The organism is Mesorhizobium sp. WSM3866 (assembly GCF_002294795.1).
In the GTDB taxonomy this organism is placed as follows: domain Bacteria; phylum Pseudomonadota; class Alphaproteobacteria; order Rhizobiales; family Rhizobiaceae; genus Mesorhizobium.
Window position 1 is genome coordinate 396,389 of the sequence record NZ_NSGC01000004.1, and the last position, 18,841, is coordinate 415,229.

General features: G+C 64.0%; 24 protein-coding genes and 1 pseudogene. 16 read left to right on the forward strand and 9 right to left on the reverse strand.

Features of this window, described 5'->3' with window-relative positions; all coding sequences use genetic code 11:
• The first annotated feature begins 16 nt into the window (after positions 1–16).
• From CK222_RS12420 to CK222_RS12465, 10 genes are all read left to right on the forward strand, one after another.
• Positions 17–511 carry a DUF2244 domain-containing protein gene (locus tag CK222_RS12420; protein ID WP_095800560.1) on the forward strand — a complete coding sequence of 165 codons (495 nt, stop codon included), beginning with the start codon at positions 17–19 and terminating at the stop codon, positions 509–511.
• Between the two features lie 213 nt (positions 512–724).
• Entirely contained in the window at positions 725–1,630 is a 906-nt protein-coding gene (locus CK222_RS12425; RefSeq protein ID WP_176477624.1) for a methylated-DNA--[protein]-cysteine S-methyltransferase, read from the forward strand.
• A 228-nt stretch (positions 1,631–1,858) separates the two neighbouring features.
• Positions 1,859–2,329: a hypothetical protein gene (locus CK222_RS12430; RefSeq protein WP_095783521.1), complete on the forward strand. Its 471-nt coding sequence runs from the start codon at positions 1,859–1,861 to the stop codon at positions 2,327–2,329.
• 38 nt (positions 2,330–2,367) lie between these two features.
• Positions 2,368–2,745: a hypothetical protein gene (locus CK222_RS12435; protein WP_095800561.1), complete on the forward strand. Its 378-nt coding sequence runs from the start codon at positions 2,368–2,370 to the stop codon at positions 2,743–2,745.
• Positions 2,712–3,236 carry a hypothetical protein gene (locus CK222_RS12440; RefSeq protein ID WP_095800562.1) on the forward strand — a complete coding sequence of 175 codons (525 nt, stop codon included), beginning with the start codon at positions 2,712–2,714 and terminating at the stop codon, positions 3,234–3,236. The genes CK222_RS12435 and CK222_RS12440 overlap by 34 nt, the downstream gene beginning before the upstream one ends.
• On the forward strand, positions 3,211–3,696 hold the full coding sequence (locus tag CK222_RS12445) for a hypothetical protein (protein WP_095800563.1): 486 nt from the start codon (positions 3,211–3,213) through the stop codon (positions 3,694–3,696). The genes CK222_RS12440 and CK222_RS12445 overlap by 26 nt, the downstream gene beginning before the upstream one ends.
• A gap of 149 nt (positions 3,697–3,845) precedes the next feature.
• Positions 3,846–4,748 (forward strand): ribokinase, encoded by a 903-nt coding sequence (locus CK222_RS12450; RefSeq protein ID WP_095800658.1) that lies wholly within the window; start codon positions 3,846–3,848, stop codon positions 4,746–4,748.
• Positions 4,749–4,753: 5 nt separating this feature from the next.
• Positions 4,754–6,205, forward strand: coding sequence for an amidase (locus CK222_RS12455; RefSeq protein ID WP_095800564.1), 1,452 nt, complete (start codon positions 4,754–4,756; stop codon positions 6,203–6,205).
• Positions 6,206–6,298: 93 nt separating this feature from the next.
• Positions 6,299–6,913 carry a LysE family translocator gene (locus tag CK222_RS12460; protein ID WP_095800565.1) on the forward strand — a complete coding sequence of 205 codons (615 nt, stop codon included), beginning with the start codon at positions 6,299–6,301 and terminating at the stop codon, positions 6,911–6,913.
• 72 nt (positions 6,914–6,985) lie between these two features.
• Positions 6,986–7,366 carry a hypothetical protein gene (locus CK222_RS12465; protein ID WP_095800566.1) on the forward strand — a complete coding sequence of 127 codons (381 nt, stop codon included), beginning with the start codon at positions 6,986–6,988 and terminating at the stop codon, positions 7,364–7,366.
• 30 nt (positions 7,367–7,396) lie between these two features.
• Here CK222_RS12465 and CK222_RS12470 read toward each other — a convergent pair whose 3' ends face one another.
• Positions 7,397–8,341 carry a nucleoside hydrolase gene (locus tag CK222_RS12470; RefSeq protein WP_095800567.1) on the reverse strand — a complete coding sequence of 315 codons (945 nt, stop codon included), beginning with the start codon at positions 8,339–8,341 and terminating at the stop codon, positions 7,397–7,399.
• Positions 8,342–8,481: 140 nt separating this feature from the next.
• Here CK222_RS12470 and CK222_RS12475 point away from each other — a divergent pair, with 140 nt between their 5' ends.
• Positions 8,482–8,907, forward strand: coding sequence for an Hsp20 family protein (locus tag CK222_RS12475; RefSeq protein WP_067004038.1), 426 nt, complete (start codon positions 8,482–8,484; stop codon positions 8,905–8,907).
• Positions 8,908–8,971: 64 nt separating this feature from the next.
• Positions 8,972–9,229: a DUF1150 family protein gene (locus CK222_RS12480; RefSeq protein ID WP_067318876.1), complete on the forward strand. Its 258-nt coding sequence runs from the start codon at positions 8,972–8,974 to the stop codon at positions 9,227–9,229.
• Between the two features lie 118 nt (positions 9,230–9,347).
• Here the strand turns inward: CK222_RS12480 and ptsN are convergent, their stop codons facing one another.
• From ptsN to lptC, 6 genes are all read right to left on the reverse strand, one after another.
• Complete coding sequence (gene ptsN, locus CK222_RS12485; protein ID WP_067004043.1) at positions 9,348–9,812, reverse strand: PTS IIA-like nitrogen regulatory protein PtsN; 465 nt, start codon at positions 9,810–9,812, stop codon at positions 9,348–9,350.
• Positions 9,813–9,871: 59 nt separating this feature from the next.
• Complete coding sequence (gene raiA / locus CK222_RS12490; protein WP_095800568.1) at positions 9,872–10,456, reverse strand: ribosome-associated translation inhibitor RaiA; 585 nt, start codon at positions 10,454–10,456, stop codon at positions 9,872–9,874.
• Between the two features lie 313 nt (positions 10,457–10,769).
• Entirely contained in the window at positions 10,770–12,299 is a 1,530-nt protein-coding gene (gene rpoN, locus CK222_RS12495) for an RNA polymerase factor sigma-54 (RefSeq protein WP_095800569.1), read from the reverse strand.
• Between the two features lie 190 nt (positions 12,300–12,489).
• Positions 12,490–13,308 (reverse strand): LPS export ABC transporter ATP-binding protein, encoded by an 819-nt coding sequence (gene lptB / locus CK222_RS12500; RefSeq protein ID WP_095800570.1) that lies wholly within the window; start codon positions 13,306–13,308, stop codon positions 12,490–12,492.
• Positions 13,308–13,925, reverse strand: coding sequence for an LptA/OstA family protein (locus tag CK222_RS12505; protein WP_067004051.1), 618 nt, complete (start codon positions 13,923–13,925; stop codon positions 13,308–13,310). Before CK222_RS12505 ends, lptB begins: the two co-directional genes overlap by 1 nt.
• A complete protein-coding gene (lptC, locus tag CK222_RS12510) occupies positions 13,912–14,625 on the reverse strand; it encodes an LPS export ABC transporter periplasmic protein LptC (RefSeq protein ID WP_067004053.1) in 714 nt (237 codons plus the stop codon). The genes CK222_RS12505 and lptC overlap by 14 nt, the downstream gene beginning before the upstream one ends.
• Positions 14,626–14,922: 297 nt before the next feature.
• Between lptC and sppA the strand changes: the two genes are divergently transcribed.
• The 4 genes from sppA to CK222_RS12530 all read left to right on the forward strand — a co-directional run bounded on the left by sppA (position 14,923) and on the right by CK222_RS12530 (position 17,623).
• Positions 14,923–15,876, forward strand: coding sequence for a signal peptide peptidase SppA (gene sppA, locus CK222_RS12515; RefSeq protein ID WP_095800571.1), 954 nt, complete (start codon positions 14,923–14,925; stop codon positions 15,874–15,876).
• 75 nt (positions 15,877–15,951) lie between these two features.
• Positions 15,952–16,236 carry an integration host factor subunit beta gene (locus tag CK222_RS12520; protein ID WP_027165368.1) on the forward strand — a complete coding sequence of 95 codons (285 nt, stop codon included), beginning with the start codon at positions 15,952–15,954 and terminating at the stop codon, positions 16,234–16,236.
• 60 nt (positions 16,237–16,296) lie between these two features.
• Positions 16,297–16,629 (forward strand): DUF1049 domain-containing protein, encoded by a 333-nt coding sequence (locus CK222_RS12525; protein WP_067004057.1) that lies wholly within the window; start codon positions 16,297–16,299, stop codon positions 16,627–16,629.
• A 22-nt stretch (positions 16,630–16,651) separates the two neighbouring features.
• Positions 16,652–17,623 (forward strand): ornithine cyclodeaminase family protein, encoded by a 972-nt coding sequence (locus tag CK222_RS12530; protein ID WP_095800572.1) that lies wholly within the window; start codon positions 16,652–16,654, stop codon positions 17,621–17,623.
• A gap of 45 nt (positions 17,624–17,668) precedes the next feature.
• Here the strand turns inward: CK222_RS12530 and CK222_RS12535 are convergent, their stop codons facing one another.
• Positions 17,669–18,049 carry a VOC family protein gene (locus CK222_RS12535; RefSeq protein WP_067319618.1) on the reverse strand — a complete coding sequence of 127 codons (381 nt, stop codon included), beginning with the start codon at positions 18,047–18,049 and terminating at the stop codon, positions 17,669–17,671.
• A 69-nt stretch (positions 18,050–18,118) separates the two neighbouring features.
• A pseudogene (locus tag CK222_RS12540) lies at positions 18,119–18,824 on the reverse strand (YafY family protein).
• Positions 18,825–18,841: the final 17 nt, after the last annotated feature.

The window sequence follows — 18,841 nt, forward strand, 5'->3', positions numbered from 1 at the left end:
CCTATAATATTTCCCTATGAGCGACACAAACGCCTCGTTCGAAGCCGACAAGCCATTCTTCCAGGCCCTGCTGACGCCGCATCGCTCCCTCGGTCGGACCGGCTTTCTGATATTGATGGGCGCGCTGATGTTCGGCTGGGCGATCACCGGCGCGATCTTCCTGGCACATGGCGCATGGCCGGTCTTCGGCTTCTTGGGGCTGGACGTGGTCGCCGTCTACATCGCCTTTCGCGTCAATTACCGGGCGGCCCGCGCCCGTGAGGAAATATCGGTCTCGCGCACCAGGCTTGACATCCGCAAAACGGCGCCGTCGGGCCGCTTCGAGGATCATCGTTTCAACCCGTTCTGGGCCCGCTTTTCGATCGCCCGCCATGCCGAGATCGGCATCACCAACATGGCCGTCGAGGCGCAAGGCGAAAGCGTTTCGATCGGGTCTTTCCTGGATCCCGGTTCCCGCGAAAGCTTTGCTGCTGCCTTTTCGCGCGCACTGGCGACCGCCAGGGCGCGTTGAACTGGCACGGCGCTCCGGCGCCTCGCCGTAGAGCGTCATCAGCAAGGTCTGCCTTACCCCGGTCAAATCTATCTTTTCGCCGGCTGTCATCGCCCTTCGGCTCGAAGCCTGCTCGATCTGGGTAGGGGCCGGAGGAAGGCAAGTTTCGGGTGGTGGCATTGCGCGGGAAGACCGATATTCGCGGCCGAGCAGATAGCCATGGGAGATATTGCCATGAACGCCCAGATGACCATGAATACCCGGATGGAACCGTCAGCGATCCTGCAGAACGACATCACGCCCGTGGGCAGTGACTACGAAATCGTGCGCCGCGCCATCGAGAAGATCAGCCTCGACTATCGCGACCAGCCCTCGCTGGAGGTTCTGGCCGAGGCGGTCGGCGAGACGCCGACGGGCCTGCAGAAACTGTTCACGCGCTGGGCCGGCCTGTCGCCTAAGGCCTTTCTGCAGGCGGTGACGCTCGACCATGCGCGCAGGCTGCTTGATTCCGGCATGCCGCTGCTCGAAACCTCGTTCGAGCTCGGCATGTCGGGCCCCGGCCGGCTGCACGACCTCTTCGTCACGCACGAAGCGATGTCACCCGGCGACTACAAGACCCGTGGCGCCAGCCTGACCATCCGCTACGGCTATCATATCTCGCCCTTCGGCATTGCGTTGATCATGGTCACCGATCGCGGGCTGGCCGGCCTGGCCTTCTGCGACGCCGGCAGCGAGCGGGCTGCCTTCGCCGATATGTCCGGCCGCTGGCCGAACGCAGCTTACGTCGAGGACATGTCGGCCACCCAGCCCTATGCCGCGCGCGTCTTCGATCCGACAAGATGGCGCGCCGACCAGCCGCTGCGTGTGGTGATGATCGGGACCGATTTCCAGCTGCGCGTCTGGGAGGCGCTGCTGCGCATTCCGATGGGCAGGGCCTGCACCTATTCCTCGATCGCGGCAAGCATCGGCGCGCCGAGCGCCAGCCGGGCGGTCGGTGCGGCGGTGGGCGCCAATCCGATGTCCTTCGTGGTTCCTTGCCATCGTGCGCTCGGCAAGTCCGGCGCCCTCACCGGCTACCACTGGGGACTGACGCGCAAGCGCGCCATCCTCGGCTGGGAGGCGGGACAAATGGCGTCCTGAAACTTCGTTTTTTCCGCGCGCCATTGCGAAAAACCGTGGATCTGAAGGTAAGTATAACGAAACAATACATCCGAAATATAGGGAAATGCAACCGGAGACAACCTCAGGTTTCGCCGGTTGTATTTTGAATTGTTTGCAGTCGTTATCTTGTTTAACGCTAAATTAACCGCGATAAACGGATGATACCTCTGTATTGAGCCGAATTTTCCGGCTCGAAAGAGGGGTCTCATGAAGTTCTTTCGCGTCGCAATGGCCGCGAGCCTGCTGGCCGTCTGCACCGGCCAGACTGCATCGGCAGCCACCGGAAACGTCCTCTTCAACGGCACTATCACCGCTACCTGCACGGTCACGATCAACTCCAACGGCACGATGACCGTCAGCAGCAATCTTCAGTCGCTGAGCTCTCACAATGCCGGCGGTTCGGCCGGCAGCGCCCAGGTCGATACCACCGGCGGCGTCACGCTCAGCGTCGATCCGGTCACCATCACCACCGTCCCGGCCTCGGACACCACGGCCACGACATGGACCCCGACCTTTGCCACCTCCGGCGCGCAGACCATTGCCGAAACCGGCACAGCGACGGCGCTCACCGTACCGGGCACATCGACCGTCGCGGTCAATCTTGCCGGCACCAAGAGTGGCACGGACCGCTTCTCCGCCGGCAACTACCAGGCAACCGTGACGCTGCGCTGCGAATAGCCCTCTGGCGAAAGGAGCGGTCCTTGAGAACGATTGGAATGCTGGCGGCGGGGCTGATCGCCGTGCTGTCTCCCATTGCCGCGGAGAGCCAGTCGATGACGCCGATGCGGGGCGAGGTCAGGTCCTTCACCGATGCTTTCGCGGTCCGGGTTTTCCCCGGCAACCCCTACGACCAGCGCATACGCGTCGAGATTCATGTCTATGACCAGGATTTTCGGCCGATCGACGCCAGGATCACGCCGAGCGCCTTCGTTCTGGCCGGCCGGGCTTCGCGCCCGGTTCTGGTGGTCGTCCCGTTCGACGGCGCGAACGAGCGTAAAGTGCGTATCTGTACCGAGAGTATCCCCTTTCCAAGCGAGCAGACGCAGATAAGGGCACAGATATGCGGAAAGTTCTTCGGGCATCGCAGGTTCTGACGCTTGCCCTGCTGCCCGCCTTGGCGGTCGCAAGTCAGGCGGAGGATATACTGAACCTGAACCAGAACCAGACGGGCTTCACCTTGCCCGGCGTCACCCTGCCCCAGGGCCAGGACGAGGTTCATGCTTCCGACGGCACGACCTGCCGCTCGGCCGTTTCCGGCAGCGGCGCCTATCTGGACGTCGGCGTCATCCGTGGCAACAGCAACAGCCAGTCGAACAGCGACCTCGCCACTTACGGCCGCGTGGTGGTCCCGATCGGGCGGACGCCGAAGCGCGTCGATTGCAGCCGCCTCTACGAACTCGAGGTCGAGCGCCTGCAGCTTGAATTGAAGCTGCTCAAGATGGGTCTCGGCGCCGACGGCCAGACGGGAAGCGTGGCTGCTCCCAATCCCGCGACCGCCTCGGCCGCCGCATCGACTGGATGGGCTAACGAGGGCTGGAGCATCAGAGGCACAACCGGCAATGACAAGAAAAAGAAAAAGAAATAGCCGCGCGCTGATCGCCGCGGTGGCTGCGCTTGCAAGCTTCTCGCTCCCGGCTTCGGCGGCGATCATCGGCACTTGCACCATCATGATCGGCGCCTCGGGAACGATGAAATCGAACCCCGCCATCAATATCTTCGGCTCCAGGCAGGCGGGCGGGTCGAGCGCCGGCGCCACCATCATCGCGAATGCGACGCTATGCACGATCCTCAACCTGCTCGACTGCTATTCCGTCTCGGCACCGGCGCCGATTACCTTCACGTCCGCGCCGAGCGGCGGCGACACCGACGTCACCTTCGCCACCGTCTTCCGCCTCGATGGCTCAGGCGCGGACATCCCGGGCAGTTCGCCGCAGCGGGTGACCAACGGCACTCACACCATCCAGGTCGATCTCACGGCCACGAAATCGCCGGGCATCTTCCCGGCCGGCAACTACCAGGGCACGGTGACGGTGCGCTGCGAATGATGCTGTGGGCCGGTGCGGCGCACAACCGGCTTGATCTGGCAATAGACGGTCTTTGCGGCTAGCCTCCCGCGCAAGCAACTGCGTAAATGCAAGGACTTGCGGCATCGGCCTTCGATCGAAGGCTCGCCCGCTCGTGCAGGAGGCCTTTCTTGATCATCATCGTCGGCTCGATCAACCTCGACCTGATCGCCAATGTCGACCGTTTGCCTGAACCCGGCGAGACGGTCCGCGGCTCCGGCTTTGCCACCGCTCCCGGCGGCAAAGGCGCCAACCAGGCGCTGGCCGCGGCCCGCGCAGGCGCTGAGGTGCGCATGGTCGGCGCCGTCGGCAAGGACAGCTTTGCCGCCGAAGCGCTGGCGCTGCTGAAGGCCGGCGGTGTCGATCTTTCCGGCGTCGGCGAGAGCTTCGCCTCCACCGGCACAGCGCTCATCCTGGTCGGTGCCGATGGCGAGAATGTGATCGCCGTCGTGCCGGGCGCTAACGATTCTGTACTGCCCGGCGACATCGCCAAGGCGTATCTGAAGAAGCGCGATGTCGTGCTTTTGCAGCACGAGATCCCGCTGCCCACGGTCGAAGCGGCGCTTGATGCAACCCGCGCGGCGGGTGCCGTCAGCGTGCTCAACACCGCGCCTTTCCGCCCCGAGGCGGCCGGCTTTCTCGGCAAGGCCGACTACGCCGTCGCCAACGAGACCGAGTTCGACCTCTATGGCGAGACGCTGGTGCTCACCGGCCGCGACCGGGAGGCGCGGATGCGCGACTATGCCGAAAAGACAGGCCGCGCCATCGTCGTGACGCTCGGCGGCGACGGCGTGCTGGCTGCCACTCCCGACCATTTCATCACCGTCCCGGCACTGAAGATAACTCCGGTCGACACGGTCGGCGCGGGCGACACCTTTTGCGGCTATTTGGGCGCCGGCCTGTCGTCCGGCCTCTCGCTCGAACAGGCGCTCACGCGCGCCGCGGCGGCAGGCTCGCTCGCATGCTTGAAGCCGGGTGCGCAGCCGGCGATTCCGCTGGCGAAGGATGTCGACGAGGCCTTGGCCGCGCGGTGACGGCGATGCGCCCGTCGACGAAACACGCCGTGCCGCCGGCAAGCGACATCTGTCGCTTGTCCGCCGTAGAGCTTACCGACACGATCAGGCAGCGCCGTCTGTCGGCGCGCGAGGTCGTCAGCGCCTTTCTCGACCGCATCGATGCTGTGAACCCGCTGGTCAACGCCATCGTGTCGCTGCGCGAGCGCGCCGATATCCTGGCGGAAGCCGACGGGGCGGACGCCCATGTGGCACGGGGCGCCGCGGCCGGATCGCTGTTCGGCCTGCCGATCGCCATCAAGGACCTGGCCCTGACCAAGGGCTTAAGAACAACCTTCGGCTCGCCGATCTTCGCCGATTTCGTCCCGCAAGAGGACGATTTCTTCGTCGAGCGCCTGCGCAAGGCCGGCGCCATCATCATCGGCAAGACCAATGTTCCGGAATTCGGGCTGGGCTCCAACACCTACAATCCGGTCTTCGGTCCGACGCTCAATGCCTTCGATCCGACGCTCACCGCCGGCGGCTCGAGCGGCGGCGCGGCGGTGGCGCTGGCGCTCGACATGGTGCCGGTCGCCGACGGCAGCGATTTCGGCGGCTCGCTGCGCAATCCGGCGGCCTACAACAACGTCTATGGCTTCCGCCCCTCGCAAGGGCTGGTGCCGGCCGGCCCCGACATCGATGTCTTCCACGCCCAGATGGGCGTCGAAGGGCCGATGGGCCGGAATGTGCGCGACATCGCGCTGCTGCTCGATGAGCAGGCCGGCTATCATCCGCGGGCGCCATTGTCGCATGACAAGCAGGGCTCGTTTCTCGAAGGCCTTCGGGAGAAAGCCACCGGCGGCCGCATCGCCTGGCTCGGCGATTTCGGCGGCCATCTGCCGATGCAGCCAGGCATTCTCGACCTGTGCGAGGCCGCCCTTGCCCGCTTCGCGGACGCCGCGTTCCACAGCGAAACGCTGGTGCCGGATGTCGATTTCGAGGCGCTCTGGCAGGCTTTTGTCACCTTGCGCCAGGCGAGCAGCGGCTGCGGACTGAAGGCGCATTATGACGATCCGGAAAAGCGCAGGCTGCTGAAGCCGGAGGCCATTTGGGAAGTTGAGCAGGCGATGCGCCTTACCGCGCCCCAGGTCCATGCCGCCTCGGTCCGGCGCACCTCATGGCACCGCACGCTGCTGTCGCTGTTCGAGCGCTTCGACCTCATCGTGCTACCGACCGCCCAGGTCTTCCCCTTCGAGGTCTCGACGCATTGGCCGCGCGAGATCGTCGGACGGCCGATGGACAGCTATCACCGCTGGATGCAGGTCTCCGCCTTTGCCACGCTCGGCGGTTGTCCGGCGCTCAACGTGCCGGTCGGCTTCGACGGCAAGGGCCGGCCGATGGGAATGCAGTTGATCGGCCAGCCGCGCGGCGACCTGGCGGTCCTCCAGGCCGGCGCCGCCTATGAGGCGACGCTGCCCTGGCCGGCGGGGGCTGCCTGACGGGCTCAACCGGCTGGCGCGCTTGCGCCCGCGTCAACTCCGTGCATTGATCGCGCTCCGCGCCTGTCGTCGCGATCCTGTTCGGGGGAAAACATGTCGCTGGAACTCTACGCCGCCTATGTCGTCGCCTGCATCGTCATCGTCCTGGTACCCGGGCCGACGGTCACGCTGATCATCGCCAACAGCATCCGCCATGGCTCGCGCGCCGGGCTGGCCAATGTCGCCGGCACTCAGGCCGGGCTCGCCGTCATGATCGCCATCGTCGGCATCGGCCTCAACACGCTGATCGCCGGCATGGGTCACTGGTTCGAATGGGTGCGGCTGATCGGTGCGACTTACCTCATCTGGATGGGCGTGCAGATGCTCCGCGCCAAGGGAGCCCTGAACCCCGATGGATCGGCCAAGAAACCGCGCGGCGGCTTCTTCCTGCAAGGTTTCCTGGTGGCGATTTCCAATCCGAAGACGCTTGTCTTCTTCGGCGCCTTCTTCCCGCAGTTCATCGCGCCACAGGGCAATTACACGCTGCAGATCGTGGTCATGGGCCTGACCGCGATGGTCTTCGCCGCCATGTCGGATTCGACCTACGCGCTTGCCGCCGGCCGCGCCGGGCGCATGCTCTCGGCCAGCCGCGTTAAGCTAATGTCGCGGATCAGCGGCAGCTTCCTGGTCGGCGGCGGGCTCTGGCTGGCGTTCTCCAAGGCGAAATGAGAGCGAATACTCTGGTCGCAATTATTTTTGACGCGTATTGAATTATTGTGCTTGGCAGCACACTTCTTCAGGATGAACAAGTCAAACGTTTCCTTCCGGAATCGCTTGCTTATTTGGCAATATGAGTACAGCGACGCCGTGATCGGCGTCGCTTTCTTCTGCGCATTTGCGGCTATGAAATCCATCGCCATCGTTGAGCTTCAGGCCAATCCGGTCATCGCCACTCAACGCGTGATGGGCGTGGTCGAATACGTCAGGGTGAAGCCCATCAATCCGTACGGCACGATCGGCCACAATCTACACTACACCTACGATCTGCGCCTTGATGACGACAACACACGGATATCTGTCGACGACGATGTGAGGCGACCCCATCTTGTCGGCTCCGTCGTTCCCATCGAGCGACAGCACCACAAGCACGGCGCCGACACCTATCGGTTGCTCAACGGATGACGACGTGTGCTCGGTTGGCCGCTTTGACGGTCAGTTGAGCCGCCCCAGCCGCTCCACCAGCAGCGCGAAGAACGCATCGTGGTCGATGTCGCGCATCACCATGGCGTTCTTCTCGCGCTTGGTGACGCCCCACCAGTCGATGACCGTCATGCCCATGGTCAGCTCGGAGCTGGTCTCCACGCTGACATTGCAGCGGCGACCCTTGAACAGCTCCGGCTTGATGAGATAGGCGATCACGCACGGATCGTGCAGCGGCCCGCCGTCGGTGCCGTATTTCTCCTCGTCGAAGCGCTCGAAGAACTCCAGCATCTCGGCGGTTGCGGTGCCGACCTTGGTGCCGAGCTGGCGGAAGGCCTGGATGCGCTTGGCCGAGGTCAGTGCCTTGTGGGTGACGTCGAGCGGCATCATCACGATCGGAACGCCCGACTTGAACACCAAATCCGCCGCCTGCGGGTCGACGTAGATGTTGAATTCGGCGGCAGGCGTGACGTTGCCGCCCTCGAAAAAGCCGCCGCCCATCAGCACGATCTCCTTGAGACGCGGCGCGATCCGCGGCTCGCGGATCAGCGCCAGCGCGATGTTGGTGAGCGGCCCGAGTGGGCACAACGTGATCGTGCCCGCTTCCTCGCGCATCAGCGTCTCGACAATGAAATCGACCGCGTATTGCTCCTGCAGCGGCATGGTCGGCTCGGACAGCTGGGGTCCATTGAGGCCGGTCTTGCCATGCACGTCCTCGGCGGTGACCAGCTCGCGCGCCAGCGGGCGGATGGCGCCGGCATAGACCTTGACCTCGGGCCGGCCGCCGAGCTCGCAGATCTTGCGCGCATTCTTCTCCGTGAGCTTCAGCGGCACGTTGCCGGCAACGGCGGTAATGCCGACGACCTCCAGCTCGGCGCTGCCGAGCGCCAGCAATATGGCGACGGCATCGTCCTGGCCGGGATCCGTGTCGATGATGATCTTTCGTGACTGGGGCATTTCAATTCCTTTGGGGAGTCTTTTTGGGCGGGGTTTTGACGGCTTGAACTTGATCGCGCGGCGGACCATATCAAGACCATCGGGAAAAATGCCATCCGGGTTTTTCCGGTTTGTGTCGCTCTTAAGAGGACAGTGTAACAATGAGTCGAATGACGCCCTTCTCCAGCCCGCTTCTTCTGGGCTTCGACGCCATGGAAAAGACGCTCGAACGTCTGGCGAAGTCGGGCGACAGCTACCCTCCGTATAACATCGAGCGTCTGGGCGCCTCGGACGGCAAGGCGGAAAGGCTGCGCATCACGCTTGCCGTGGCGGGTTTCGCAGAGAACGACCTCGATGTCACCACCGAGGAAAACCAGCTGATCGTGCGCGGCCGTCAGACCGACGACACCGAGCGCGAGTTCCTCCACCGCGGCATCGCCGCTCGCCAGTTCCAGCGCTGCTTCGTGCTGGCCGACGGCATGCGGGTGGTCGGCGCGGAACTGAAGAACGGCCTTTTGTCGATCGATCTCGACCGTCCGGAGGCCGAGCGGCTGGTACGGAAAATAAACATATCGGTGAAAGACTGATCTTTGCCGATGGCTCTAATGCGGGACGGCCGGAAGTGGCGTCCTTGCGCCAAGGAGGCTTGTAATGACCAGAATTGACGAAACCCTGACCATGACCAGCGGCGAATTCGCCCATCTCGGCGAAGGTTCGGTCGCATATCTGAGGAAAATATCGAGCGACGATTTGCGCGGCCGCTTCCCCGGCCTCGGCGAAATCGCGCCCGGGCTGGAACTGTGGGCGCTGTTTGCCGCCAACGGTCAGCCGATCCTGCTTTCCGATGCCCGTGACCGGGCCCTGGCGGGTGCGCTGGAGAACGACCTGACCACGGTCGCCATCCATTGACCCCAATCACTATTTGAATTTGGGGTCGTTGCCTGAATTGGAAAGGGCCGCTCCCGGCGGCCCCTCAAGGTTATATCCCAAAAACCGGGTTTATCCAAAGACCAGCTTCACCCAAACTTCAGGCCGCGTGCGAGGCTTGAGTGTCCGACAGCAGCGCGTGGATCGCCACTGCGTCGCGCGTCCCCCTGATCTTGGCCACCGTATCGCCATCGCGCAGCACGCGCGCGATACGCGACAGCGCCTTAAGATGGTCGGCGCCGGCGCCTTCGGGCGCAAGCAGCAGAAACACCAGGTCGACCGGCTGGTCGTCGAGCGCCTCGAAATCGACCGGCGCCTCCAGCCGGGCGAACACGCCTGCGATCCGCTTGACCCCTGCGAGCTTGCCATGCGGAATGGCGATGCCGTTGCCGACGCCGGTGGAGCCCAGCCGCTCGCGTTGCAGGATGGTGTCGAACACTTCCCGCTCCGGAATGCCTGAAATCGCCGCCGCCCTCTCCGACAGCAATTGCAGAAGCTGTTTTTTGGAATTCGCCTTCAACGCCGGCATGATAGCCGGGACGCTGATGAGATCGCTGAGATCCATGCTTGAAAAATCCCTTGCTCGCCACCGCGCCGGTCGTCCCCCTCGCGCGGCCGGCTTTCTTATCCCTGCGCAACTTTGGTGGTCGACGGATCAATCCAGCCGATGTTTCCATCCGGCCGGCGGTAGACGATATTGACATGGTCGTTTCCGGCGTTGCGGAAGACGAAAACCGGGCTATCCTTGGTATCGAGCTCGATGACGGCAGACGCAACCGACATGGTGCGAAGCGTCACGGTCGATTCGGCGACGATGGCCGGAGCGAAGTTCTCCGGGATTTCCTCTTCGTCGTCGGCGAGCGGCTCCATCACGGCGTAGGCGATGTCGGTGGGTTCGCCGTTGCCGTTGCTGGAATTGTGCGACTTCAGCCGGCGCTTGTAGCGCCTGAGCCGCGTTTCGAGGCGATCGGCGGCCGCCTCGAAGGCAAGCGTGGGATCCTGGGCGTCCCCGGTCGCCTGCAGCGAGGCGCCGGAATCGAGGCGGATCATGCAATCGGCCGAGAAGCGCGACCCTGCTTTGATGACCGTTACATGTCCTGAAAAACCCCGATCGAAATATTTTTCAATCGCTTCGTTGACACGATCGTTGATGCGCGTACGGAACGCATCGCCGATGTCCATGTGTTTTCCCGAAATGCGCAGATTCATCTGAAAACTGACCTTCCCTGCTCAGGCTTCAAACTGTCCCAAGTTTATACCCGTGGTGCGCGCGCACAAGCTTTGCGGCGGCACGCGCGCCGATTTTAGACCCGAACTTTCCGGTTGATCACAAGTCGCCTTCTGGCCGTCCGAGGCCTTCGCTTTGACGGAGCCATTCGCGAGGCGGGCATCACGGCCCGGCTCATGCGGGCGGGCTTCTAGACACTTCATTGCAGCTTGTCAATGAAACACGAAAACTGTGAAAAATCGCCATTCCTCAGCTCGGACCAAACTAGGTCAGGCCCGATGAATATCAACTGCCCTATCGCCCGGCGTTGGCCAGCGCCCGCTTCTCCCGGCGCCGCTGCACCGATGAAGGAATGTTCATGCCTTCCCGGTATTTGGCGACCGTGCGGCGGGCGATGTCGACGCCGCTTTCCCGCAGCATGTCGACGATAGCGTCGTCGGAAAGCACATCGGCGGGCTTTTCCTCGTCGATCAGCTGCTTGATGCGGTCACGCACGGCTTCCGACGAATGCGCTTCGCCGCCTTCCGCCGAGGCGATCGAAGCGGTGAAGAAATAGCGCAGCTCGAACACGCCGCGAGGCGTCAGCATGTATTTGTTGGCAGTGACGCGGCTCACCGTCGATTCATGCATGCCGATCGCGTCGGCCACCGTGCGCAGGTTGAGCGGCTTGAGATGCCGCACGCCATGGACGAGGAACGCGTCCTGCTGGCGCACGATTTCCGAAGCCACTTTCAGGATCGTCTTCGCCCGCTGGTCGAGGCTGCGCGTCAGCCAGTTGGCGTTCTGCAGGCATTCGGCCAGAAACTCCTTTTCCGCCTGGTCCTTGGCATGGCCGGAAACCCGGGCGAAATAGACATGATCGACCAAAACTCGCGGCAGCGTGTCGGCGTTGAGCTCCACCGCCCAGCTGCCGTCGGCAGCGGCCCGCACCTCGACGTCGGCAACGACGGCGTCGCTCGCGCCGCCCGAAAACGCGGTGCCGGGACGCGGATCGAGCGCCCGGATCTCGGCCAGCATGTCGAGAAGGTCTTCCTCGTCGACGCCGCAGATGCGTTTCAGCGTCTGGAAATCCCGCCGCGCCAGGAGTTCGAGATTAGCCACCAGGGCCTTCATCGCCGGATCGAGCCGGTCGCGTGCGGCAAGCTGCAGCGACAGGCATTCGGCGAGGTCGCGGGCAAACAGGCCGGCCGGCTCGAAGGTCTGGCAGACCGCGAGCGCTCGCGCGACCGCTCCCATGTCCGCCCCCAGCCGCGCGGCAATCTCTTCCAGATCGGCGCGCAGATAGCCCGCTTCGTCGAGGCTGTCGGCAAGCTCGCCGGCAATCAGGCGCTCGGCGGGTTTGGCGAAGGCAAGCGCGATCTGTTCGCCGACATGCTCGCGCAGCGTCACGATGGTCGCGGCCATCTCGCCGACGTCGAAGCCTTCCGACGAAGCGCTGCCGGCGCTGCCGGCGGATGCCGACTTCCACTGCGCGGTGAGATCCGGTCCGAGCTTTTCGCTGGTGCCTGGGTCGTCGGGAAACAGGTTCTCTAGCGAAGAGTCGAGCTTTTCCGAGATCGCCTCGGCGCTCCATTCCGTCTCGCTTTCGAACCAGTCGTCCCCGGCGGCGGGTTCTGGAGCGGTCTCGCTCTTCTGCGGCTGGTCGCCGCCCGCATCGTCCTGCGGCTCGGCTCGCTCCAAGAGCGGATTGCGCTCGATTTCCTCGTCGATGAAGCGGTCGAGCTCGACATGGGTGAGCTGCAGCAGCCGGATCGACTGCATCAGCTGGGGCGTCATCACCAGCGACTGGGACTGTCTGAGCTGCAGTTTGGCCGCCAGCGCCATGGTTGGATTCAAACGCCTCGTCTACGCATCGAGCTGCCGTTTTTCGGTCGGGCATACAAACTGGCCCGGCTTTTGCTTGTCAAGGCAAACGCTAGCAGAGACGGCTTACCGGAGCCTTTATTCGCGGGCAGAGCAGGCATAAAGCCGGAAAATTCAGCGAGAAATTGCCGCGGAACCGGAATTTTCGCGTTTAGAGCGTAAAACCCTCGCCGAGATAGAGCCGCCGCACATCGGCGTTGGCGACGATCTCGTCGGCGCGGCCATGCGTCAGCACCTGGCCGGCATGGATGATATAGGCGCGGTCGATCAGGCCGAGCGTCTCGCGCACATTGTGGTCGGTGATCAGCACGCCGATGCCGCGCGCGGTCAGATGGCGGACGAGCTGCTGGATGTCGGCGACCGCGATCGGATCGATACCGGCGAAGGGCTCGTCGAGCAGCATATAGGCCGGCCGCGTCGCCAGCGCCCGCGCGATCTCGAGGCGGCGTCTTTCGCCGCCGGACAGCGACATCGACGGCGCCTTGCGCAGATGGCTGATGTGGAATTCCTCGAGCAGCTCGTCGAGCGTGCGCTCACGTTCCTTGCGGCTCTTTTCCACCACTTCCAGGACGGCGCGAATATTCTGCTCGACGTTGAGGCCCCGGAAGATCGACGCTTCCTGCGGCAGATAGCCGATGCCGAGGCGGGCGCGCCGGTACATCGGCATCGAGGTGACGTCGAAGCCGTCGATCTCGATCGTGCCTTCGTCCACCGGCACGAGACCGGTGACCATGTAGAAACAGGTGGTCTTGCCGGCGCCATTGGGCCCAAGCAGTCCGACGGCCTCGCCGGCCCGCACGCCGAGCGTCACGCCGCTCACCACCTTGCGGCCCTTATAGCTCTTGGTAAGGCCCTTGGCGATCAGGGTGCCCTTGAACTTCGCCTTGTCGGCGCCGACCGTTGCCGGCGCAGACGTTTTTGCGGCCGTCCGCGCCGGGAGGCGGGCCAGCAGCGACGATACGCCGGCCATTAGTTGCTCGACGCTCCCTGCTGGGCCGTGCCCTTTTGGGGCGCGCCCTGCTTCTGCGGCGTAATCGACATGATGACCCGACCGCCGGTGCCGCAACCGTCGACATTGGCAAGGCCGCTTTTCATCTGAACGGTGAGCTTGCAACCCTTGAGCACGTTGTCGCCCTGCGAGAGCACGACTTCGCTGCCGGAAAGAACGAGCACCTGGGTCTTCATGTCGAACGTGCCCTTGTCGCCGGTGGCGATCTGGTCGTTCGATTTGATATAGACTTTGTTCTCAACCACGAGGTGGTCGATATTGGCTGCCCCGGTCATCGCCGATGCGCCCGCCGCCGCGCCCTTGGGAGCGTTTGGATCCTTGACGTAATAGACCGTCATCTTGCCGGCCTTGAGCAGCGTCGGCCCCTGATTCACGGTGACGTTGCCGCTGAAGATCGCCGCGCTGTCGGCCTGGCGGACCTCGAGCTTGTCGCTTTCGATCTGGATCGGCTGGTCGCCTGACAATTTCAGGCCGGACATCTGGCTGGTGCCGCCGGATTGGGCAAGCGCCGGCGCCGCCCCGAGCAACATGAAGAGAGAGGCCGCCGCTGCAAGCCTTGCCGAACTACTGCGACGCATTCTGCTCTCCGCCCTTTGCCTCTGCCGCCTTCAGACTTGCCGCGTCGATGTTGACGCGCACCCGGTTCTCGAAGACCACGACCTTGCCGTTTTCTTCCACCGACATCGAGTCGGCGGTGATGCGCGATCCGCCGCGGCTGACATCGACCGGATTGTCGGTCTTCATAGAGCCTTTGCCCATGTCTAGGAAGACCGATTTGAACTTGGCTTCCATGCCGTCGCTCGTCGTCACCAGGACATCGCTTGTGAGGTCCATCGTGTTGGCGTCGCGGTCGTAGATGCCATGCGCGGCGTTGACCGCCACCACATTGTCGCTCGCGACGGGCAGCTTGGCATTGATGCCTTCGAGGTCGATGATACCCTGCTTGCCGACATCCTGTGTCGCCCTGGTCGCCGTCAGCGAATAAGGCAGTTTCTGCTTGGTGAAGCCGTTGAGCTTGGGGTTGGCCATCACCAGCTTGCCGTCCGAAAACGCCGTGCCGTCGGCCTGCACCGAGATCGACACCGGCGCGGCGAGATAAGAATAGACCGGAAAGGCGATCGCAATTGCCGCCGCCAGCAGCGGCACGGCGAATTTCAACACGCGCACGCGGCGCGAATGCCGCTGCGCACGATCGAACGCATCGCCGCGCGTGCCGCTTTCGCCAGCGGCAGCCGATACCGTTTCGGCATCGCTCGTTTCGTCAGATCGCGCCAACATGACTATTTTCTAATGAGCCCTTGCCCCGCCAAACACCGCCTATAGGTGGTATGCCGGTCCCCGCAAGCAAGCACAAGCGGAGGAAAACTGCAAAAATGTGACGGCTACTACCGTACGACTAGGACGAATCCGGCTGCACTGCCAGCTCTTCATAGCAGATAGGAACGGGCTGCGTTAATTTTTCGTGAGGTCGTCGTGACCGCCGCGTTGCGCCAAGGGCCAGGGCGTCAGGAAACGGTAGCCCCGCGCGGATGGTTGCTTTAAAAGCGTCCGTTCCCACCGAATGTGAGGCTGACCATGGCAATGAGAGCCGACGACCTGATCGACCGCCGCCGCTTGCGCCGCAAGCTGACGTTCTGGCGCGTGACCGCGTTTGTAATTCTGGCGGCAGCGCTGATCGCGTTTTCGGCATGGATCTATGGTGACGATTTCACCGGTCAGGCGATCGACCACATCGCGAAGGTCAAGATTGAAGGCACCATCACCGAGGACGAGGAGCTGATCAAAAGACTGGAGACGATCCGCAAGTCCGCAACGGTGAAGGGCGTCATCCTGTCGATCGATTCGCCCGGAGGCACCACGGTCGGCGGCGAGTCGATCTATGAGGAAGTGCGCAAACTCGCCGCCGACAAGCCGGTGGTGGCCGAGGTCGGCACGCTGGCCGCGTCCGCCGGCTATATGATCGCAAGCGCGGCCGACCACATCGTCGCCCGCAAGACCTCGATCGTCGGATCGATCGGCGTGCTGATCCAGTATCCCGACGTGAGCGGCCTGATGGACAAGCTCGGCATCAAGCTCGAGGAAGTGAAGTCCTCGCCGCTCAAGGCTGCGCCCTCGCCGTTCAAGCCGACCAATGACGACGAGCGCGCCATGGTGCGCAAGCTCATCCTCGACAGCTATGACTGGTTCGTCGGCATTGTCGCCGAACGGCGCAAGATGACCCGCGAGCAGGCGCAGGCGCTGGCCGACGGTTCGATCTTCACCGGCCGCCAGGCGCTCGCCAATCACTTGGTTGATGCCGTTGGCGGCGAACCCGAGGCGATCAACTGGCTGGCGACCAAAGGCGTCGACAGCAAGCTCAAGGTCGTCGAATGGAAGGATACGGAGGGGCACGGCCTCCTGTTTTCGAGAAGCATGACCAAAGCCGTCGCCAACGCGCTCGGCCTGCCGGATGCCGGCGGCGACATCATTCACGAGCTTGGCGCCGACCGCTTGTTCCTTGACGGTCTCGTTTCGGTCTGGCACCCTTGACAACCATTGGGACGAGCCAAATAAAGCAATAAAATCATCCTGATATTTGACCGCAGTGGTTTACGGGGAACGTTCATGATCAAGTCCGAGCTTGTGCAGATCATTGCCGCGCGCAACCCCCATCTTTTCCTCCGCGACGTTGAAAACATCGTCGGCGCGATCTTTGACGAGATCACCGACGCGCTCGCCGAAGGCAACAGGGTCGAGTTGCGCGGTTTCGGTGCCTTTTCGGTGAAAAACCGTCCTGCCCGCACCGGCCGCAACCCCCGCACCGGCGAATCCGTCGAGGTCGAGGAGAAGTGGGTGCCGTTCTTCAAGACCGGCAAGGAGTTGCGCGAAAGGCTGAACGGCGGCAAATAGGCGCCGCGCCGGCAGGTCGGAAACGACGTTTCGGCGCTTAAGCCACCTCCAGGAGATTTGATGTTCAATCGCGTCATGCTCGTCGTGGTCTTCGTGCCGCTGGCCGTCATCCTGATCGCGCTTGCCGTCGCCAACCGCGGCCTCGTCGCCTTCACGCTCGACCCGTTCCACCCTGGCAATCCGGCGCTGACGCTGAATTTGCCGCTCTTCATCTTGCTGTTCCTGGCTTTGGCCATCGGCATGATCGTCGGCAGCATGGCGACCTGGGTGAAGCAGGGCCGCTACCGCAAGCTCGCGCGCCAGCGCGGGCTGGAGGCCGAGAACCTGCGCCAGGCAGTGAGCCGCGCACCCGCTGCGCCGAAAGGACCGGCGCTGCCCAAGCCGACGAACTAAACAGCGCCTTACGGAGCTTTCCATGCTGACTATTTCGGCCGCCGAGGTCGACCGCGCGCTGACCTTTTCAGGTCTGGTCGAGACACTGCGCACCGCCTTCCGCGAAGGCGCCGTGCAGCCGGTGCGCCACCATCACGCGATCGAGCGGCCGGACGGCGCCGCCTCGACGCTTTTGTTGATGCCGGCCTGGACCGACTTCGACGCCGCCGGCACCTCGGCCGGCGGCCATATCGGCGTCAAGATCGTCACCGTCTCGCCGGACAACAACGCGATCGGCAAGCCGGCGGTGATGGGCCTCTATCTGCTGCTCGACGGCGTGACCGGCGAACCCCAGGCTCTGATCGACGGCCAGCGGCTGACGCAATGGCGGACCGCCTGCGCCTCGGCGCTCGCCGCATCCTATCTCGCCCGCGAGGACGCCTCGCGGCTCTTGGTGATCGGGGCCGGCGCGCTGTCACCCTTCCTCGCCGAGGCGCATTCGGCGGTGAGGCCCGTTAAGTCGATCCGCATCTGGAACCGCACGCCGGCCAATGCCGAAAAGGTCGCGGCGGCGCTGCATGCCGAAGGCTTTCCAGCAAGCGTGGCAGGCGACCTCGAAACCGAGCTTGGCGAGGCCGACATCGTCTCGTCGGCGACGATCACGACCGCGCCGCTGATCAAGGGCGCGCTGTTGAAGCCGGGCGCCCATGTCGACCTGGTCGGCGGCTTCACGCCGCAGATGCGCGAGAGCGACGACGATGCCATTTCCCGCGCCCGCGTCTATGTCGATACCCGCGCCGGCGCCACCAAGGAGGCCGGCGACATCGTGCAGCCATTGGCTTCCGGTGTCCTGAAGCCGGAAGCGGTCATCGCCGACCTGCACGAACTGGCGCGTGGCGAGAAACAGGGCCGGCAAAGCGAGAGCGAGATCACGCTGTTCAAGTCCGTCGGCGCAGCGCTTGAAGATCTCGCCGCCGGCATCGCCGTCTACAAGGCGCTCAGCACAAGCAAGTAAGAGGATAGGGTAGTGAGAAGCTCACACCCCTACCGCCATACCGCCCTACTGCCCTGCTGCCTCGTTCGGCCAATAGACACGCAGCCGATGACCGTCGGGATCGAGCGCGACGAACGTGCGTCCGAAATCCATGTCGGTCGGTGCCTGTAGCATTCTCAGCCCCCGTTCCGCCCAGTCCGCATGCGTGGCGTCGACCGCGGCCGCATTCTCCATCGCAAGCACGAGCTCGCCCCCCCCGCCCGCGGCGGCGGCCGCCGGTTCAACCGTGTGACGCGACCACAAGCCGAGCTTGAAGCCGTTGTCGAGGACGAACATGGCGAAGGTGGGCGAGGCCTCTACCGGCTGGCGCCCGAGCAGCGAGGCGTAGAACGCGCCGCTCTTCTCGGGGCTGTCGACATAGAGGATGACGAAATTGGGCGTGGTCATGTCGGTCTCCAAGGTGTTTGAACCTTGGCCAAGCTAGATCATCCCACTGTCAGATTCTGGCAGCAGCGATCAGCCAGTAGGCTCCTGCGCCGTTTTCAGGGCCGATTCATCGAGCGTCGCTCGCCATTCCTTGAGCATCGCCTGGCGGCGGCGCGGATAGCGGATCTCGGTGGCTGTGAGATCGGCCATGCGGTCGGCGCGGAAATGCCGGAAATCCTGGCGCAGCTCGCACCACGCCACCATCACCCGCACCTTGTCGAAGAAGCCGAGCGCGAACGGCCAGACCATGCGCTCAGAGGCCGCGCCGCCGGCGTCGCGGGAAGCCGAGCTTGCGCTCGCTGCGGATCGCCTGCCTGACGATGCCGAGATCGATCGCCTCGCCGCTCGCTGAATTCGGCCCGACCAGCAGCGTCGTGGCGTCGAGATCGTCACGCAGATCGTCCGGCAAGACCGCCGCGATCTTGGACAACGCATCCGCCGCCGCCGCGGCCAGCCGCTTGTCCGGCTGTTTCGCCACCCAGCGCGAGCCGAGCACGATCGCCTCGACCTCCTCGTCGGTGAACATCAGCGGCGGCAGCATGAAGCCGGGCTTCAGCACATAGCCCAGCCCCGCCTCGCCTTCGATCGGCGCGCCCTGCCCCTGCAGCGTCGCGATGTCGCGATAGAGCGTGCGGATCGACACGCCCATTTCCTCCGCAAGCGTGCGGCCGCTGACCGGCCGGCGGTGGCGGCGCAGAATCTGGATCAGGTCGAGCAGGCGTTCGGAACGGGACATGACCGGAGACTTGCCCG

Coding starts and splice junctions, on each gene's coding strand:
- CK222_RS12480 (WP_067318876.1), top strand. CDS start 8,972: ATGACCAGAATTGACGAAACCCTGACCATGACCAGCGGCGAATTCGCC.
- CK222_RS12425 (WP_176477624.1), top strand. CDS start 725: ATGAACGCCCAGATGACCATGAATACCCGGATGGAACCGTCAGCGATC.
- CK222_RS12440 (WP_095800562.1), top strand. CDS start 2,712: ATGCGGAAAGTTCTTCGGGCATCGCAGGTTCTGACGCTTGCCCTGCTG.
- rpoN (WP_095800569.1), bottom strand. CDS start 12,299: ATGGCGCTGGCGGCCAAACTGCAGCTCAGACAGTCCCAGTCGCTGGTG.
- CK222_RS12520 (WP_027165368.1), top strand. CDS start 15,952: ATGATCAAGTCCGAGCTTGTGCAGATCATTGCCGCGCGCAACCCCCAT.
- CK222_RS12455 (WP_095800564.1), top strand. CDS start 4,754: ATGCGCCCGTCGACGAAACACGCCGTGCCGCCGGCAAGCGACATCTGT.
- CK222_RS12475 (WP_067004038.1), top strand. CDS start 8,482: ATGAGTCGAATGACGCCCTTCTCCAGCCCGCTTCTTCTGGGCTTCGAC.
- CK222_RS12420 (WP_095800560.1), top strand. CDS start 17: ATGAGCGACACAAACGCCTCGTTCGAAGCCGACAAGCCATTCTTCCAG.
- CK222_RS12430 (WP_095783521.1), top strand. CDS start 1,859: ATGAAGTTCTTTCGCGTCGCAATGGCCGCGAGCCTGCTGGCCGTCTGC.
- CK222_RS12460 (WP_095800565.1), top strand. CDS start 6,299: ATGTCGCTGGAACTCTACGCCGCCTATGTCGTCGCCTGCATCGTCATC.
- CK222_RS12535 (WP_067319618.1), bottom strand. CDS start 18,049: ATGACCACGCCCAATTTCGTCATCCTCTATGTCGACAGCCCCGAGAAG.
- CK222_RS12470 (WP_095800567.1), bottom strand. CDS start 8,341: ATGCCCCAGTCACGAAAGATCATCATCGACACGGATCCCGGCCAGGAC.
- raiA (WP_095800568.1), bottom strand. CDS start 10,456: ATGAATCTGCGCATTTCGGGAAAACACATGGACATCGGCGATGCGTTC.
- CK222_RS12530 (WP_095800572.1), top strand. CDS start 16,652: ATGCTGACTATTTCGGCCGCCGAGGTCGACCGCGCGCTGACCTTTTCA.
- ptsN (WP_067004043.1), bottom strand. CDS start 9,812: ATGGATCTCAGCGATCTCATCAGCGTCCCGGCTATCATGCCGGCGTTG.
- lptB (WP_095800570.1), bottom strand. CDS start 13,308: ATGGCCGGCGTATCGTCGCTGCTGGCCCGCCTCCCGGCGCGGACGGCC.
- sppA (WP_095800571.1), top strand. CDS start 14,923: ATGGCAATGAGAGCCGACGACCTGATCGACCGCCGCCGCTTGCGCCGC.
- CK222_RS12525 (WP_067004057.1), top strand. CDS start 16,297: ATGTTCAATCGCGTCATGCTCGTCGTGGTCTTCGTGCCGCTGGCCGTC.
- CK222_RS12435 (WP_095800561.1), top strand. CDS start 2,368: ATGCTGGCGGCGGGGCTGATCGCCGTGCTGTCTCCCATTGCCGCGGAG.
- CK222_RS12445 (WP_095800563.1), top strand. CDS start 3,211: ATGACAAGAAAAAGAAAAAGAAATAGCCGCGCGCTGATCGCCGCGGTG.
- lptC (WP_067004053.1), bottom strand. CDS start 14,625: ATGTTGGCGCGATCTGACGAAACGAGCGATGCCGAAACGGTATCGGCT.
- CK222_RS12465 (WP_095800566.1), top strand. CDS start 6,986: ATGAACAAGTCAAACGTTTCCTTCCGGAATCGCTTGCTTATTTGGCAA.
- CK222_RS12505 (WP_067004051.1), bottom strand. CDS start 13,925: ATGCGTCGCAGTAGTTCGGCAAGGCTTGCAGCGGCGGCCTCTCTCTTC.